The organism is Gaetbulibacter sp. NE, from assembly GCF_025548475.1.
GTDB lineage: Bacteria > Bacteroidota > Bacteroidia > Flavobacteriales > Flavobacteriaceae > Gaetbulibacter_B > Gaetbulibacter_B jejuensis.
The window spans coordinates 53,398-70,594 of sequence record NZ_JAOQHY010000003.1 but is presented as its reverse complement, the minus strand read 5'-3'; the positions used below and the strand labels follow the sequence as shown (position 1 = coordinate 70,594).

Sequence of the window (17,197 nt, the reverse complement as noted above, 5' to 3'; positions counted from 1 at the left end):
ATATGAATTTCTACAACAACCTAAACTTACGCACTAACGACCCAGTTGAAAGTGCTGAAATGATAAAAGAAACTCTAAAAAACACAAAAGTACTCAAAGTTACTCCTGAGTGGTATTTAGGTGATTTGCGTCTTTTCTACGATAAGCTTGTAGATTATTTAGGTCCCGTAGTAAATGGTGGTGAAGATTTTACAAAAGGAGGCGTTTTAACTGGTGAACGTTGGTTAGAAATTAGATATGATGACGACATTCCTGATCTTGCTGCATACAGGCACAGTAAAAATGCGCAGCCATTACATACTGATGAGTCTTACCTAACAAATCCTGCTGATATAATGCTGTTTTACTGCGTTAATAAAGCACCTGCTGGTGGAGCCACTACTTTTATTGATGGACAAATTCTAGTAGACTACATGAAGAAAAATGCGCCAATTATGTTGGATGACTTAACATCAAAATCTATATGCTACAGAAAAGCAGATGAAGCACGAACCGAAAAAATTATAGACATTCAAGACAATGGTAAAATTACCTTAAACTTTAACTACTATTGTATTGACCCAAATGAAACAGAAGAAAATAAAAAGCTTAATAAAGAGTTTTTTACATTTTTACAAGAATACATAGCTCACTCACATTTAGTTGAAAGAGTATATCTTAATCCTGGTGAATCTGTTTTATGGTGGGATCAATATGTATTACATGGTCGCACATCTTATGATGCAAAAAAAACCAACGACCGCTACATCTGGAAAACCGGCTTTAAGTGGGTAGGATGATGAATACTTTAAATCTGGGAAAAATCACTTTAGGAACAATGCGTTTCGTTGATAAAAACCTCAGTATCAAGGAAACAGTAAAACTTATTGAAGAGAGTTTTAATCTAGGCATTAATACTCACCATTCTTCATTTGAATACAATTCTTATTCCTTATACGCAAATGCCTTAAATAAAAGCAGTTGCAAGCCTCACATCAAACACATTGTTAAACTATCTTCTCCTCATTTTGGAGAGTCAAAATTTTCAGCTGAAAAGCTAGAAAAACTTATTGATAATGAGTTAAAACATTTAAAAGTCGACTGTATTGATGTTCTGCAATGGCTAGTAAGATCAGAACCTATTAATGACAACGACAGACTATCAGTTCTACTCCATCAAAAAGAAACCATAGAAGCAAGTTTATCAAACTTAAAAGAAAAAGGCAAAATCAAACACGTGTTTGCTTTCCCCTACTCTGTAAACTTTGCACATGAGGTCATAAAACTAAAATCTGTTGATGGAATTATTTCTTATCTCAATAAATCTGAAACTGATTATTCCCACTTTGCAAATTCAGTACCTTTTATAGCCATAAGACCATTTTTTGCAGGAAAATTTTTTAATGATGCTTCTAACTCCTCTGAAAGCATAATTAGTGATTGTTTAGATTATGTGTATAAACACAAAAGCGTAAAAACCTCTATAATAAGCATAAACACTATACAACAACTAAGTCAGTATAAAAACTATTTAAAAAAGTCTTAATCGATTTTAGAAAATGATAAAAGAAATAACTTCAAAGCAAGAATGGGATAATGTTCTCAGTAAAGTTGATACTTACGACTTTTATCACACTTATGACTATCATATAATATCCAAACAAGAAGATGAAGAATGTGTACTCTTACAATTTGAAAAAGACAATTACCTAATAGCCATACCTTTAATTATAAGACCAATTAAAGGGACTGATTATTTCGATATCACTTCTGTTTACGGTTATTCTGGTCCTGTTTCTAAAAACATATCTTACAGTTTTAACAACACACAATTTATAACTGAATTTAAAGAATACCTCTTTAATAAAAAGATTGTTTCTGTATTTAGTAGATTAAACCCATTTATCAATCATCAAAAAGACATTTTAAAAAATTTAGGAGACTGTGAAGACTTAAGTTCTGTTGTGTTTATCGATCTCACTAATGATATTGAAGTACAGCGTCAAGGATATCAACGTAGAATCAAATCACATATCAATAAATCGAGGCGATTGTGCACTATTAAAAAAGCCCAAACACAAGAAGAAATTGAAGCATTTATTGACATTTATTATGAAAACATGAATCGTGTAGATGCCGAAGATTCTTATTATTTTGACAAAGATTATTTCTTCAAGTTTCTAAAATGTAATGATTTTAAAACTGACCTGTTATTAGCTATTGATAATGAAACCAATCAATACATATCAGGTGTAATGTTCGTTAAAACAAACCAAATTGTGCAATATCACTTATCTGGAACTAAAACAGACTTCCTTAATATTATGCCTGTAAAAATGCTGATTGACGAAATGAGAATATTGGCTACAAACAAAGGTTATAAATACTTAAACCTTGGTGGTGGTCTTGGTAGTAAAGAAGACTCATTATTACGCTTTAAGAAATCTTTTTCCAAAGAACTAGAAACATTTAGTCTATGGAAATATATTGTTAATGTAGATGCTTACAATAAATTATCATCTAAAAACGAAGTAACAAACACCAATTACTTTCCTGCTTATCGTTCAAAATAGATTTTATTGGCTTTATCAAATCTTTTTTAACAAGAAAAACACTACAACAAATTAATTATCAATATTTTACAGACAAATAATCGTTTAAAGAGTATATTTTACCGATTTTAACCAACCTACCAAAGTAGTTAACACTTAATTAGCTAAATTTAAACAACTTAAAACAAGTTCATCTCCTTATTAATAGCATAAGTAATTCAAAATAAAATGGGACACCATGACTAATGCTTTTGAAATTGACAGACGAGAAGGACTGTCTAAAAAAGAATTTTACAATTCTTACGTAAAAAAATCTTTACCAGTTGTATTAACCGACAAAGGTGAATGGGTTTCGTCTGACAAGTTTTCAACTGACTACCTAAAATCACACTATAATCATTTAACACGAACTGTTAACGGTAAAAGTTATTCTTTATCTGAAATTATAGAACTTTGTAAGAAATCTACAAAAGAGAATAAAGCTCCCTACCCTAACATTTATGATGTCAAAAGAGATTTTCCCGAATTACTTAATGAAATACCAGAGTTATTGTATGGAAAATCAAATAGACTACAAAGCAAAATGCTACCAAAATTTATTGCTAAGTACACCAACAAAAGAGAGTTGTTTTTTGGAGGAAAAGACTGTTCATTTCCAACGTTACATATAGATTACCTTGGTGTTCATACGCAATTAACACAAATAATTGGAGATAAAGACTTTTATTTATACTCTCCTGATCAGTCAGCATGTTTTTATCCTGATAAAATAAGAAGAAACCAAAGTCCAGTAAATATTTTTGAACCTGATTTAGAAAAATATCCGTTGTTCAAAAACGCAGTAGCTATAAAAACCACACTAAAACCAGGAGAAACCTTATTTATACCAGCTGGTTGGTGGCATACAACATATATTCATGATTTTAATTTAACCTATGCCATAGACCATGTAAACTCTTTTAACTGGAACTTTTTTATGGATGAATACTACCTTTCAGCTAAAAAAAATTATCCAAAACTAGCATCATTGGTTAAAGTCTATAAAGTTATCATGGGTAAAATATTTAATGCTAAAGAAGCAATACTCAACTAGAATTTAACAGCTAAACTTCATTTCAAAGTATAAAACTGTATAATAAACTAATATTTAGTGTTTTTCATTTAATAATTAGCAATAAAACATAACTTTACGTTATTCAACTGCCTAAAAATTATTATGTTCGATATCATGAAATCAAAGTTCACACGAACTATTGCAAAACATATTGGTAATGTACTTGTATTTTTAAGACCTAAAAAAGCTCAAGAACTTTCAGAAAACAGAATTACACTAGTTCATAAAAACAAAAATAATTTAAGCTTTCAAGAACGTTTAATGCGTTTTGCCCTAGTACAAAACCTAGAAACATTAGACGATCACAATAAAATAGCCGAACAAAACAAAACTTTTTGGATAAATGAAAGCGCTACAGAGTTGTTTACCGAAACTAAAGATTCAATTAATACGTTTTTCATTCCGCATTGTACTTTTATTTTTGATTTGTTAAAACAAGAAATTTCAAATCAAGATCAAGAAATTGACACACTGGTAGAAATAGGTACTGGAAACGGCAATATTCTTAACCACTTAAGCAATGAGTTTCCAAATTTTAAAAAGCTTATCGGAATTGATTTAAGCGCCAATCAAATTGAGATAAACAAAAAAAAATATAAACAAAACACTAAACTTGAGTTCGTAACAAGTGACGCCTATGATTGGATTAAAAAAAATGGTAAAAAGAATACTGTTTTTGTTACTTACAATGGTGTTTTAGAATACTTTTTAGAACAGCAATTACAAGAGCTTTTAATAGAAATAAATAAGTTAAAAAACATTTTTTTTGTATCCATAGAGCCCAATGGAGCTAGTCACGATTTTGATAAAGACCCAAATACTCAGCTTTATGGTGATGAACCTTCTTTTTCACACAATTACCCGAAACTATTTAAAAATGCAGGTTTTACTTTATGGCATTTTTCACAGATACAACTAGAAGGAGAAAGTAAACAAACTTTTATTGGCGCTAAAAATTAGACTAATAAATCTTTAAGGTTTGTGCTAAAACGAATTAAAGTGCTGTATAACTATTTTTTTTTAGTAAAAATTATTTTGAGTTTACTTTTAATTACCCTTTAAAATTCTTTACATCCCCTTTAATTTTGATTAATAGCTTAATGAAATAAAATATTTAGATTTAAAATATCTTATAATAATTTAAATTATGGTTTCAACTGCAACATATTCACTATTTGAAAAAGCAGTAAAATTATATCCTAATCATGATTGTTTAATCGAAGGAGACAAAGCTATAACCTACAATCAATTAAACGATAAAATACTAAGTGTATTCAATTTAATTATTGAACATGCCAATGATGAAAAAATAATAGGATTATCAACAACACGAGGCATAGATCAAATTGTGTTTATGCTTGCTATTTTAAAAGCTAAAAAAGCATATTTACCAATAGATTTTAAGTACCCTAAAGACCGAATTCTTAAAATCATAAAGAACTCAAATCTCAATTTCTGTTTAACCAACCTTAAGGAATCCACACTTGCTGAAGAAATGGGCTTATCTGTATTATCTAATGATAATTTTAAAGCCCCAAAACATCTATTACAACAGTCTTCTATGGCTGATAATAGCACTTATATTTTATATACTTCAGGGTCAACAGGAGAACCAAAAGGAGTTTGTATGGGAAATACCGCAGCAGTTAATCTAATTAACTGGCAGCATAAAAACTCTAAAGCAACTCAAGGAACTAGAACTATTCAATTTGCACCTTTAAGTTTCGATGTGTCTTTTCAAGAAATAATGACAACACTTACAAATGGTGGATGTCTTGTTCTAATTAACGAAGAACAAAGACTGGATGTGGTGCAGTTGTTAGAAAGAATAAACAAACATGAAGTCAATCGGTTATTCCTTCCGTTTGTTGCATTACAAGCACTTGCAGAAACAGCTGTAAGCTTAGACAAGTATCCTGATAGTCTAAATGAAATTATGACCGCAGGTGAGCAGCTTAAAATCACTAAAGAATTAAGAACATTTTTCACAAAACTAAACCACTGCACGCTTTACAATCAATATGGTCCTACTGAGTGTCATGTAGTTACTGAATTGAAGCTTGAAGGACAGCCTAAAGAATGGCCTGGGTTACCCAATATTGGAAAAGCTATAGATAATACAACTATCTATATTTTAGATAAAAACCAAAGCATACTTCCTAACGGTGAAGTTGGAGAATTATGCATCACAGGAGATTGTCTTGCTGAAGGGTATTTAGGCAATGAGACATTAACCAATGAACGCTTTACAACATTAACACTTCCAGATGGAACAAAAACTAGAATGTATCGTACAGGTGATGTCGCAAAGTTTTTACCTGATGGTAATATTGAATTTTTAGGTCGTGAAGACGAACAGGTAAAAATTAGTGGACATCGTATTGAATTAGGCGAAGTCGAAATTGCTATTAGCAAACTACCTCATATAAAGCAGGCAGTAGTTGTTGCAAGCACACATTTTTCTTCGCAACCACAGTTAATCGCCTATATACAGACCGATAATATTACTTTAAAAAACGATACTAGTTTTAGAGAAAAAGTAAGTTCTGTTTTGCCTGAATACATGCTTCCTAACTATTATGTTTGGGTCAATGAATTTCCAAAAACATCTAGCGGAAAAGTTAACAAAAAAGCACTACCTGTTCCTGAATATAAGCGTCCAAGTAATGCACCTATCTACAAGAAACCAAAAACTGAAGCACAAAAGCATATTGCAAAAATTTGGTCTGATATTCTTCGTATTCCAAAAATTGGTATTGCAGACAACTTTTTTGAAATGGGAGGAACTTCTCTTCTAGCCCAAAAAACGGTTTCTGCTTTACGTCTTAATTATCAATATGAAGTACCTATTATAAAATTATATCAACATCCAACCATTGCTGAGTTAGCAAATTTCTTAGAGCCTAAAAAAAATACTGGAATTCAGTATAAAAAAAATAATAAACGAAATCAAGACACTTCAGATGTTGCAGTAATTGGAATGGCAGGTCGTTTTCCTGGAGCTAATACAATTCAAGAATTGTGGAATGTATTAAGAGAAGGCAAAGACACGATTACATTCTTCTCTCAAGAAGAATTAGACCCTTCAATTCCTGATGCAATTAAAAACGACCCTCTATATGTTCCTGCTCGTGGCATTGTTCCTTCTGCTAAAGAATTTGATGCTGCTTTTTTCGGACTCAATCCAAAAGTAGCAGAAGCTATGGATCCGCAACAGCGTATCTTTTTAGAAATTGCTTGGGAAGTTTTAGAACAATCAGGTCATTTACCAGAGCATTACAGTGGTAACATTGGAGTTTACGCAGGAACCGGAATGAATACCTATTACAAAAACAATATTCTTCCCAATACAACAGTAATGGATAGAATAGGAAGTTTCCTTGCCGATACGTTTAATGAAAAAGATTACATCGCGTCTCGAACAGCATATCAACTTAATTTAAAAGGGCCTGCAGTAAGCGTACAATCTGCTTGCTCTACTTCATCGTTAGCTATTGCTCAAGCTGTTGAAGCTATTAGAAGCGGACAATGTGATGCCGCTATAGCTGGTGGCTCAAGTGTAACTGCTCCAATTCATACTGGTCATTTATACCAAGAAGGGTCAATTATGAGTCCTGATGGTAGATGCCGACCATTTGATGCAAATGCCAAAGGAACTATTTTTAGTGATGGTGCTGCAGTTGTTTTATTAAAACGACTGAAAGATGCCGAACGTGATGGAGATACTATTCATGCTGTAATAAAAGGTGTTGGAGTTAATAATGATGGCGGAAATAAAGGAAGTTTTACAGCTCCTAGCACTGAAGGGCAAGCCAATGCTATTGTTAGGGCACTTCAAGATGCCAACACCAACCCTTCTGAAATAAGCTATATAGAAACCCATGGAACTGCAACTCCGGTTGGTGACCCAATAGAAATTGAAGGCCTTAAAATTGCTTTTGGAGAACAAGAACAAAAAGGATTTTGCGCTATTGGCTCTATAAAGAGTAATATGGGACACCTTACTGGTGCTGCTGGTGTTGCTGGTGTTATCAAAACGATATTAGCATTAAAACATCATGAGATTCCAGCATCTTTAGGTTACGAACAACCTAACCCATCAATCGATTTTGATAATAGCCCGTTTTATGTCAATAGTACTTTAACTCCATGGAATGCTAAAAACAAACGTAAAGCAGGTGTAAGTTCCTTTGGTGTTGGAGGCACAAACGTACATATCATTCTTGAAGAATATGAACAAAAAACCAACACATCAAACGCTAGTCGACCTTTACAACTATTGACTTGGTCTGCAAAGACAAAAAACAGTTTAAATGGTTACCAGCACGCATTAAACAGTTATTTAAACACTTCTAAGTCTATTGAACTAGCTGATGTATCATATAGTTTAAATACTACAAGAGCTACTTTTGCAGAACGACGCTTTTTAATAGCTAACTCAACATTACAAGCTAAGCAGCAATTAGCAACATTAGAAACCAATACAATCAAATCTAAGACGTTATCGTCTGATCCAGATGAATTAGCATTTTTGTTTCCAGGTCAAGGGTCGCAATATCTTCAAATGGGTAAAGCACTTTATGAACATGAAACCGTATTTAAAACTGCTGTGGACACTTGTGCTCAACTCTTAAAATCAGAATTAAAACTAGACATTAGAGATATTATTTATCCAAAAGAACATTCTGAAAAAGCTGAAGAACAACTAAAAGACACACAATACACTCAACCTGCTCTATTTGTTATTGAATACGCACTTGCTCAACTTTGGATGAGCTGGGGGATTAAACCCACTTTAGTATGCGGTCACAGTATTGGCGAATTTGTTGCTGCGCATTTGGCTGGTATATTTTCTTTAGAAGATGCTTTACACTTAATTACGCGACGCGGAAAACTAGTTAGCGAACTCCCTAAAGGAAGTATGTTGTCGATTCGAAAAAGTTTAGAAGATGTCAAACACTTAATTCCTTATCATCTTTCTATTGCTGCGATTAATTCTGATCAACTAATTGTGGTTTCTGGACCAGATAAACCTATAGCAGACTTTGCAAAACAGCTAGATGATAAAGGTATTGCAAACCGATTATTGTTTACAAGTCATGCATTTCATTCTACCATGATGGATCCTGTTTTAGATACTTTTGAAGCAGAAGTTAAAAAAGTAACATTAAATGTTCCTCGTCTTCCATTAGTATCAACAGTTACTGGCGATTGGATAAAGGACGAAGAAGCTATAGACCCAAAATATTGGGCTAACCATTTAAGAGCTACAGTGAATTTTTCTGGAGCTATGGAAACAGTTTTAAACCTTGAGGACACTATACTTTTAGAAATTGGACCAGGTCGTGCTTTAACAACCTTATCCAAGCAGAAAAAAGGGTTAAAAGCACTTGCATCGATTTCTACTTTAACTATTCCTGATGAAGATGAAACCGCGTACCATACTGTTTTGTCTGCTCTTGGTGAACTTTGGTTAAATGGCGTTGAAATAAACTGGAATGCGTTTTACAAACACCAAAGTCAACAACGTGTTTGGTTACCATCATATGTTTTTGATCGTAAACCATGTTGGATCAACCCACCTACAAATCAATCAACAACTATAAGTTCAACACCTAATAATATTACTACAGCAATACCACAAGAACAATCTGTAGAACCTATACCAAACCAAAACACTCAAATTATGAGAAAACCCATAATTCTTGATAAAATAGCTGAAATTGTAGAAGATAATTCTGGAATCGAAATAGAAGCAAGCGAGTATAATCTGAGCTTTTTAGAACTTGGGTTAGATTCATTAGTACTTACTCAAATGGCAATCAATCTGAAAAATGAATTTAATACACCAATAACTTTTAGACAATTAAATGGTGAATTAGGTTCACCCGACTTATTAGCAACCCACATTGATAGGATACTACCTAAAGAAGAGCTAGCTCCTGCTCCAATAGCCCAAGCTAGTCATACCATTTCAACTACCAATAGCTCAAACCAACAAATTCCATTGTCGCAACCCATGGCCAATATTGGCATTGGAGACCCTAATACAGCATTAAGTCTTATTGCACAGCAAATACAATTGTTAGGTCAACAAATACAATTAATGCAAGGCACAAGCCAACCTATTGCTTCTCCTTCTATTAATCATACTACTCCTCAAACTACACCAACGCCTTTAGCCAACAATATAAGCACAACATCAAATGATGATTTAGATGAAGACGAAAAGAAAGAGCATGAAAAACCGTTTGGTGCATCTCCAAAAATTCAAAAGCAATCTACAGGGTTAAATAAAGAACAACAAGCATTTTTAAACGACTTAATTGCTAGTTACAATAAAAAAACTGCTAGCAGTAAAGCCTATACGCAAAAACACAGAGCTCATATGTCAGACCCAAGAGTGGTTACAGGTTTTAAACCTGAAACCAAGGAATTAGTGTATCCTCTTGTGGTAGATAAATCCTCTGGTAGTCGTCTTTGGGACATTGATGGCAATGAATACCTAGATGTGTTAAACAGTTTTGGAGCTTGTTTATTTGGTCATCAACCAGACTTCATTAAAAAAGCTATTAATGACCAAGTAGAACGTGGTTTTGAAGTAGGTCCTCAACATCCATTAGCAGGAGAAGTTTGTGAATTATTATGTGAGTTTACCAATCAAGATCGTGCTGCGTTATGCAACACAGGATCTGAAGCTGTTTTAGGTGCTATGCGTATCGCAAGAACAGTAACTGGACGCTCATTAATTGTAGCCTTTTCAAGATCATACCATGGTATTAATGATGAGGTTATTGTTAGAGGATCTAAAAAATTAAAATCATTCCCTGCTGCCTCAGGTATTTTACCTGAAGCCGTAAAAAATATGCTCATATTAGATTATGGCACTGAAGAGAGTTTAAACATCATTAGAGAACGTGCTGATGAAATTGCAGCGGTATTAGTAGAACCAGTACAAAGTAGAAGACCAAACTTTAGACCAATAGAATTCCTTAAGGAAGTTAGAAAAATAACCGAAGCATCAGAATCTGTACTAATATTTGATGAAATCATTACTGGATTTAGGATGCATCCTGGTGGCACCCAAGCTCTATTTGGTGTAAAAGCCGATTTAGGAACCTATGGAAAAGTTATAGGTGGTGGTATCTCAATTGGTGCAATTGTTGGGAGTAAAAGATGTATGGACGCACTTGATGGTGGTTTCTGGTCTTTTGGAGATGACTCTATTCCTGAAGCAGGTGTTACCTATTTTGCAGGAACTTTTGTACGCCATCCACTAGCCTTAGCTACTTGTAAAGCTTCTCTTTTACACATGAAAGAACAAGGTGTTGCGCTTCAAGATGAATTAGCTAGAAAAACAGAACGCTTTGCTACCGAAGTAAATAATTATTTGAAATCACACAAACTTCCAATGGAAATTGTATACTATCGTTCGCTTTGGAAACTAGTAATGCTTGAAGATGTACCTTACGCTGAATTATTCTTTGTGTTAATGAGAGAACGTGGTATTCATGTTTGGGATGGTTTTCCTTGTTATGTTACAACAGCATACACAGAAGATGATATCACACGCTTAATTAACACTTCTATTGAGTGTGTAGAAATCCTTTCTGAAGTTGGCATTCTTCAACCTGAAACAATTTCTTCAACGAATTCAAACAATAGTAATAAGACTACAACAAAAGACTTAAATCAACCTCCAGTTTCTGGAGCACGTTTAGGAATTGACAGAGAAGGCAATCCAGCTTGGTTTGTTGCTGACAAAGATAATGTTGGAGAATATTTACAAATAGATTTATAACAAAAAATTATGGCGACAAAAGTTATTGAGTTAGTAAACAATGGAAATCTTGTAGTAGAGAAGAAATATGGCATGACCTACGAAGAATTTGCCAAAGACCATCTTTTTGCGTGTAAGCCTGTTGTAATAGGTGATGCCTGTAAAGACTGGAAAGCAAAAGATAAATTTACACCAGATTTCTTTAAATCTGAATACGGAGACCGAAAGGTTACAGTTGAAGGTAAAGACTATCTTTTGAAAGATTTTATTGATTTAATGGAAAAGTCTTCAATTGAAAATCCAGCACCTTATCCATGCAAGCTACAACTAGATAGGGACTACCCAGAGCTTTTACCAGATATTTCTCCTAGGTTTAAATTTTCAGAACCAGATTGGTGTCACAACAAACTTATAGAACCACTCCTTGGTAGTGCTGATACTTATGAGGTTTTTCTTGGAAGTCCTGGAGGTCAATTCCCATATGTACATTATGATTATATGGGATTACACGCTTTTATCACTCAACTATATGGTGTAAAAGAATTTACGGTAATCCCTCCTGAACAAACTGAATATGTTTACCCAAAACCCAATGACCCATGGGTTTCTGAAGTACCAGACATTAAAAACATAGATTTAGATAAATTTCCTCTATGTAAAAACATTACACCTGTCACCTTTACTGTTGGTCCTGGTGAAACCTTGTTTATTCCTAATGGATGGTGGCATACAGCACACTCATTAAGCATTACACTTTCAGTGGCTTTAGATTCTTTAAACAATTCTAATTGGAAAAGATTTAAAAATGAAGTTGTAACAAAAGTTTCTAAAAGAAATAAAATACTAGCTAAAATGGTTAGTGTATATCTCTCTGTTGTAAAGCCTATAATTAAATAAAAACCAGTATCACTGATAATTAAACTAATCTAACTTTTTAAATTATTATATTCATCTTATTTTTCGAATTAATTTGATGAACTCTTCAAAGAACATAATCAGTTTTAATCCATTTAAAGGACCTCAAATTGAAAAGGTAGTACCTATTACTCAGCCACAAGCTGAAATCTGGATTTCTTGCACTCTTGGTGGTGACGACGCCAATAGAGCTTATAATGAGTCTATCTCTCTAGTTTTTAATGGTCAATTGCATTATAAAGCTTTAGATACTGCTATTCAACAATTGATACAACGACATGAAGCAATTAGATCTATATTTAGTGCTAATGGTCGTTTTATGAGTGTTTTAGAATATGTACCGTTCAAACTAGAGTATTTAGATATTTCAAATCAAACTGAGTTAGAACAAAAATCATCAATATCAAATTACCTGAAAGCTGAAGCCAACTATGTTTTTGATTTGGTTAACGGTCCATTACTAAAAATGGGATTACTAAAAACAAAGGCTACTGAGCATCATCTTGTCATAACTGGACACCACATTATTTGTGATGGTTGGTCATTAGGTACTATTTTATATGAATTAGGTATATTATATTCTGCTCAAATCAATAAAACAGCACATGCACTTCCTGAAGCTGATAGTTTTAGTGTTTTTGCCGATGAGTTAACATTGTATACTGACAGTATTGAACACAAGAAAACAGTACAATTTTGGTTAGATCAATACAAGCAATCTGTTCCGCAGTTGAACTTACCTATTGATTATCCAAGACCAGAATTAAGAACTCACGACAGTGCACGTCTTGACTTTCACATGAACAGGGAATTAGTTGCTAATTTTAAGAAAGTTGGTGTTAAATCTGGTTGTAGTTTTGTAACTGCGTTAATGGCAGCTTTTGAAGTACTACTCTACGTACAAACAGGACAAGACGATATTGTTATTGGGTTACCTTCTGCAGGACAAGCAGCCACAGGTCAACAGCATTTAATAGGACATTGTGTAAATTTACTTCCTTTACGAAGTCAAATAAACGCTGAACAGTCTTTCAGTGATTATTTAAAGGCACGCAAACTAGCTGTTTTTGATGCATATGATCATCAACAATTAAGCTTTGGAGAATTACTTCAAGAGTTGAAAATTCAAAGAGACCCTTCGAGAGTACCTTTAATCCCTGTTGTTTTCAATATTGATATGGGTATGGATAGTAATGTTAATTTTGAAGGCTTAACCTTTAAATTGCTAAGCAACCCAAGAGCTTTTGAAACGTTTGAAATTTTTCTGAATGCAAGTGGATCAGAAGATAGTTTTGTTTTAGAATGGTCATATAATACAACATTATTTAAAGCATCAACTATTGAAGGCATGATGCTCACTTTTGAAAAAATTCTAAAAAAAATAATTGAAAACCCAAACATTCAATTAGGGAATATTATTGAGTTTGATCAATCAGCCTATAGCATGTTGAATGATACAGCTTCAACTTACCCTAATTTACCATTACATGAATTATTAGCTAAACAAACTAAAATTTCACCAAATAAAGTAGCTTTGAAATTTGAGAATGATCAAATTTCATACAAAGACTTAGAAAAACAAGCCCATCAATTAGCCCATTATCTTCAAAACATAGGTATTGAACATAATGATCGTATTGCTGTTTTAATGCCAAGATCCATAAAACTGATTTCAATTTTAATGGGAATTATGGAATGTGGTGCCACTTACCTACCCTTAGACCCAAGTTACCCTAAAAAAAGAATTGAGTTTATGCTTGAAGATGCTGAAGCAAAATATGTTATTACTACTGAAACATTAGCTTCAACTTTAAACTCAAACTCGAAGCCATTGTTTTTAAACCAATTATTTACAAATAGTTACAATTTCCCTCAAACGCCTTTAAACCTAAAAATTGACAACTCTACAACAGCTTACATACTATATACCTCAGGATCAACAGGAAAACCTAAAGGTGTTGAGGTAACACATAAAAACTTAGTCAATCTTTTATACAGTTTCTTAAAGCAACCTGGACTAAAAGAGTCTGATAAATTTCTCTCCATTACAACCATATCATTTGATATCGCCATGGCAGAGTTATTTGCACCTCTTTTAAAAGGCTCTACACTAATATTGACTAGTGAAGAAACAGCTAAAGATACAAGAATGTTGCTAGATGTAATGAAGAACGAGAATATCTCCATTATGCAAGCTACACCTGCAACTTGGCAGATGTTATTAGACTCTGGGTGGAATGAGCATTTACCAATGCGAATTATAAGTACTGGAGAAGCTTTACCTATAGCTCTTGCTAAAAAGATGCTTCCTTTAGTTGATGAACTCTGGAACTTATATGGGCCAACAGAAACAACTATTTGGTCAGCTTTTACCGAAATTAAAGAGTCTGATGATTTGATTACTATTGGGTTTCCTATGAATAACACCCAACTGTATATAGTTAACGAACACGGAAAAATTGTTCCGCCAGGAAATACAGGCGAACTATGTATTGCTGGCGATGGTGTTACTAAAGGATATTGGAAACGACCAGAATTGACTTCTGAAAAATTTATACCTAATCCATTTAGTAACGATTTGGATTCAAAACTTTATAAAACAGGTGATTTAGCACGCTTGCTTCCAAATGGAAAAGTGCAGTGTTTAGGTCGATTAGATCATCAGGTGAAGATTAGAGGGCAACGTATTGAATTAGGAGAAATTGAGCAAGCTCTAGATAGTTTAAATAGCGTCCAATCCTCTGTTGTGATTTTAAATGAAGATCAATTAATTGCTAATTTAATCACATCAAACTATACTAATGAAGATAAGCATCAAATTTCCGAATGGAAAAATGCACTAAAGGAACATCTTCCAAAACACATGATTCCGCAACGTTTTAATCTAGTTAAAGAATTCCCCAAAACACTAAATGGGAAAATTGATCGAAAAGCTTTGTTGGAACAACTACCAAGCAAATCAGTCACCAAAAACCACACAACTGCTTCAACAACTTCTGAAAAAATTGTTGCCGGAATTTGGGAAGAAGTACTTGGGTTAGATAATATTGATATAGATAGCGATTTCTTTGAAATTGGTGGACATTCAATAATTGGCGTAAAGGTAATGGCTAAACTTGAAAAAGAAACAGGTAAACGTATTCCTTTGGTAGGTTTACTCAAAAATCCAACAATCAGGACTTTTTCAACCTATATGGATACAGAATTCTTTACTTGGGACTCTTTAGTTGCATTAAAACCAACTGGAACAAAACCTCCTTTATACATTGTACATGGAGCAAACCACCAAGTATTAATTTTTGATGCATTAGCGCAATTTATGGATAAAGACCAACCTGTTTATGGGCTTCAATCAAGAGGTTTAAATGGTGTTGATGAACCTCATGATTCTATTGATCAAATGGCTGCTGATTATATTAAAGAAATTGTAGCATCAAACCCAAAAGGTCCCTATGCACTAGCAGGCTTTTCTTATGGTGGAATAGTAGCCTATGAAATGGCAAGACAATTAAGAGCTCAAGGAAAAAAAGTTACTATTCTTGCTCAGTTTGACACCTATGTATTTCCTCAATATTACTATAAAAGTCCTATAATCAAAAAAGCAATCTCCATACTTTATGTTATAGGAAAAGTAGGGTATTTAATACTAAACATGTTTAGCAGCAAGAAGAATTTTGTAAGGCGTTATGAGTTACTCAAGCTGTTATTTAAAGGCTATTATCTTAGATTACGACATGGAAGAGCTAAACAATATGAAATGCAGTTTAATGTACCCATAAAACTCCTTGATTACCACAACAAAGCAACTAGCAAGTATACAATTACTCCACAAGATATTGTTATAGATCTTTTTAGGGCTTCCGAAGAAGTCAATTTAGTACATGATCATAAATATTTGGGCTGGAAAAAAATGGCTCTCAAGGGTATTAGAAAACAAATAGTCACAGGTAATCATGTAGATATGTTTGAAAAGCCTCACGTTAAGGACTTTGCCAATAAACTCCAAAATGTTTTAGACAACTATAACTTAGAGCATTATGACTAGTGTGCATTGTGAAACTGTTAAAGTATTGAATCAAAGTTATAAAGTTAAACCAATTGATAAATCCGGTTTATTTTTATTTCATATTGATATACTCAACTATTATAAAGACATCACAACTCTTAAAGCGATTCTAGACGAAACCGAAACAAGCAGAGCTGAACGTTATCATTTCGAAAAAGACAAAAACAGGTTTATAATTTGCCGAAGCATATTAAAAATTATACTAGCTCAGTACACAGAACAAGATATTTTGGATATAAAACTTAAAAAAGATACTAACCAAAAACCTTATTTAGTTTCTAATAACTCTATAAATTTCAACCTTTCCCACAGTGAAGACAGTGCTATTATAGCTATAAGCAATTCTAATGTTGGAGTTGATTTAGAATATAAAAATAATGAATTCGATGTTCTTGAAATAACAAACCACTCTTATAGTGAAGCTGAAACAAAACATGTTTTAAACTCTAAAAATCAAATAGATGCATTTTACAAATATTGGACAAGAAAAGAGGCTATTGCAAAATTTTCTGGACAAGGAATTAATGACAACTTAAGTCAAATCCCTTCAATTGATGGAAGACACATTACAAACCTTAACTCTTTAAATAAGTTTAAAAGTTTAAAAGTATTAAGCTTTGCATTAAATAAAAGCTACATTGCATCTGTCGCTTTTTGCAATAAAAAAAAAGATGATGATGTATTAACCATTTTTAGTCTTCCTTCATCTTTAAAAGAATTACTAAACCCTAACAATAAAACTGATTATCAATGATTAACACAACAAACTAAACACTTTACTCAACAATTAC

At 33.1% G+C, this 17,197-nt stretch carries 9 protein-coding genes; all 9 read left to right on the top strand.

Annotated elements, in window-relative coordinates:
- Positions 1–2: 2 nt before the first annotated feature.
- On the top strand, positions 3–779 hold the full coding sequence (locus tag OD803_RS06210; RefSeq protein WP_161566737.1) for a TauD/TfdA family dioxygenase: 777 nt from the start codon (positions 3–5) through the stop codon (positions 777–779).
- The gene (locus tag OD803_RS06205) at positions 776–1,525 is read left to right on the top strand and encodes an aldo/keto reductase (RefSeq protein ID WP_262732768.1); all 750 of its coding nucleotides are present in this window, start codon (positions 776–778) and stop codon (positions 1,523–1,525) included. Before OD803_RS06210 ends, OD803_RS06205 begins: the two co-directional genes overlap by 4 nt.
- A gap of 13 nt (positions 1,526–1,538) precedes the next feature.
- The gene (locus tag OD803_RS06200) at positions 1,539–2,552 is read left to right on the top strand and encodes a peptidoglycan bridge formation glycyltransferase FemA/FemB family protein (RefSeq protein WP_262732767.1); all 1,014 of its coding nucleotides are present in this window, start codon (positions 1,539–1,541) and stop codon (positions 2,550–2,552) included.
- A gap of 217 nt (positions 2,553–2,769) precedes the next feature.
- On the top strand, positions 2,770–3,624 hold the full coding sequence (locus OD803_RS06195) for a cupin-like domain-containing protein (RefSeq protein ID WP_262732766.1): 855 nt from the start codon (positions 2,770–2,772) through the stop codon (positions 3,622–3,624).
- A gap of 135 nt (positions 3,625–3,759) precedes the next feature.
- Complete coding sequence (locus OD803_RS06190; protein WP_262732765.1) at positions 3,760–4,605, top strand: class I SAM-dependent methyltransferase; 846 nt, start codon at positions 3,760–3,762, stop codon at positions 4,603–4,605.
- A 187-nt stretch (positions 4,606–4,792) separates the two neighbouring features.
- A complete protein-coding gene (locus OD803_RS06185; RefSeq protein WP_262732764.1) occupies positions 4,793–11,446 on the top strand; it encodes a polyketide synthase in 6,654 nt (2,217 codons plus the stop codon).
- A gap of 9 nt (positions 11,447–11,455) precedes the next feature.
- Entirely contained in the window at positions 11,456–12,322 is an 867-nt protein-coding gene (locus OD803_RS06180; protein WP_262732763.1) for a cupin-like domain-containing protein, read from the top strand.
- 76 nt (positions 12,323–12,398) lie between these two features.
- Positions 12,399–16,385: a non-ribosomal peptide synthetase gene (locus tag OD803_RS06175; RefSeq protein WP_262732762.1), complete on the top strand. Its 3,987-nt coding sequence runs from the start codon at positions 12,399–12,401 to the stop codon at positions 16,383–16,385.
- The gene (locus OD803_RS06170) at positions 16,378–17,160 is read left to right on the top strand and encodes a 4'-phosphopantetheinyl transferase family protein (RefSeq protein ID WP_262732761.1); all 783 of its coding nucleotides are present in this window, start codon (positions 16,378–16,380) and stop codon (positions 17,158–17,160) included. Before OD803_RS06175 ends, OD803_RS06170 begins: the two co-directional genes overlap by 8 nt.
- Positions 17,161–17,197 lie beyond the last annotated feature (37 nt).

Excerpts from the sequence above, each read along its gene's own strand:
- OD803_RS06185 (WP_262732764.1), top strand. The coding sequence starts at position 4,793 with ATGGTTTCAACTGCAACATATTCACTATTTGAAAAAGCAGTAAAATTA.
- OD803_RS06210 (WP_161566737.1), top strand. The coding sequence starts at position 3 with ATGAATTTCTACAACAACCTAAACTTACGCACTAACGACCCAGTTGAA.
- OD803_RS06200 (WP_262732767.1), top strand. The coding sequence starts at position 1,539 with ATGATAAAAGAAATAACTTCAAAGCAAGAATGGGATAATGTTCTCAGT.
- OD803_RS06190 (WP_262732765.1), top strand. The coding sequence starts at position 3,760 with ATGAAATCAAAGTTCACACGAACTATTGCAAAACATATTGGTAATGTA.
- OD803_RS06170 (WP_262732761.1), top strand. The coding sequence starts at position 16,378 with ATGACTAGTGTGCATTGTGAAACTGTTAAAGTATTGAATCAAAGTTAT.
- OD803_RS06205 (WP_262732768.1), top strand. The coding sequence starts at position 776 with ATGATGAATACTTTAAATCTGGGAAAAATCACTTTAGGAACAATGCGT.
- OD803_RS06195 (WP_262732766.1), top strand. The coding sequence starts at position 2,770 with ATGACTAATGCTTTTGAAATTGACAGACGAGAAGGACTGTCTAAAAAA.
- OD803_RS06175 (WP_262732762.1), top strand. The coding sequence starts at position 12,399 with ATGAACTCTTCAAAGAACATAATCAGTTTTAATCCATTTAAAGGACCT.
- OD803_RS06180 (WP_262732763.1), top strand. The coding sequence starts at position 11,456 with ATGGCGACAAAAGTTATTGAGTTAGTAAACAATGGAAATCTTGTAGTA.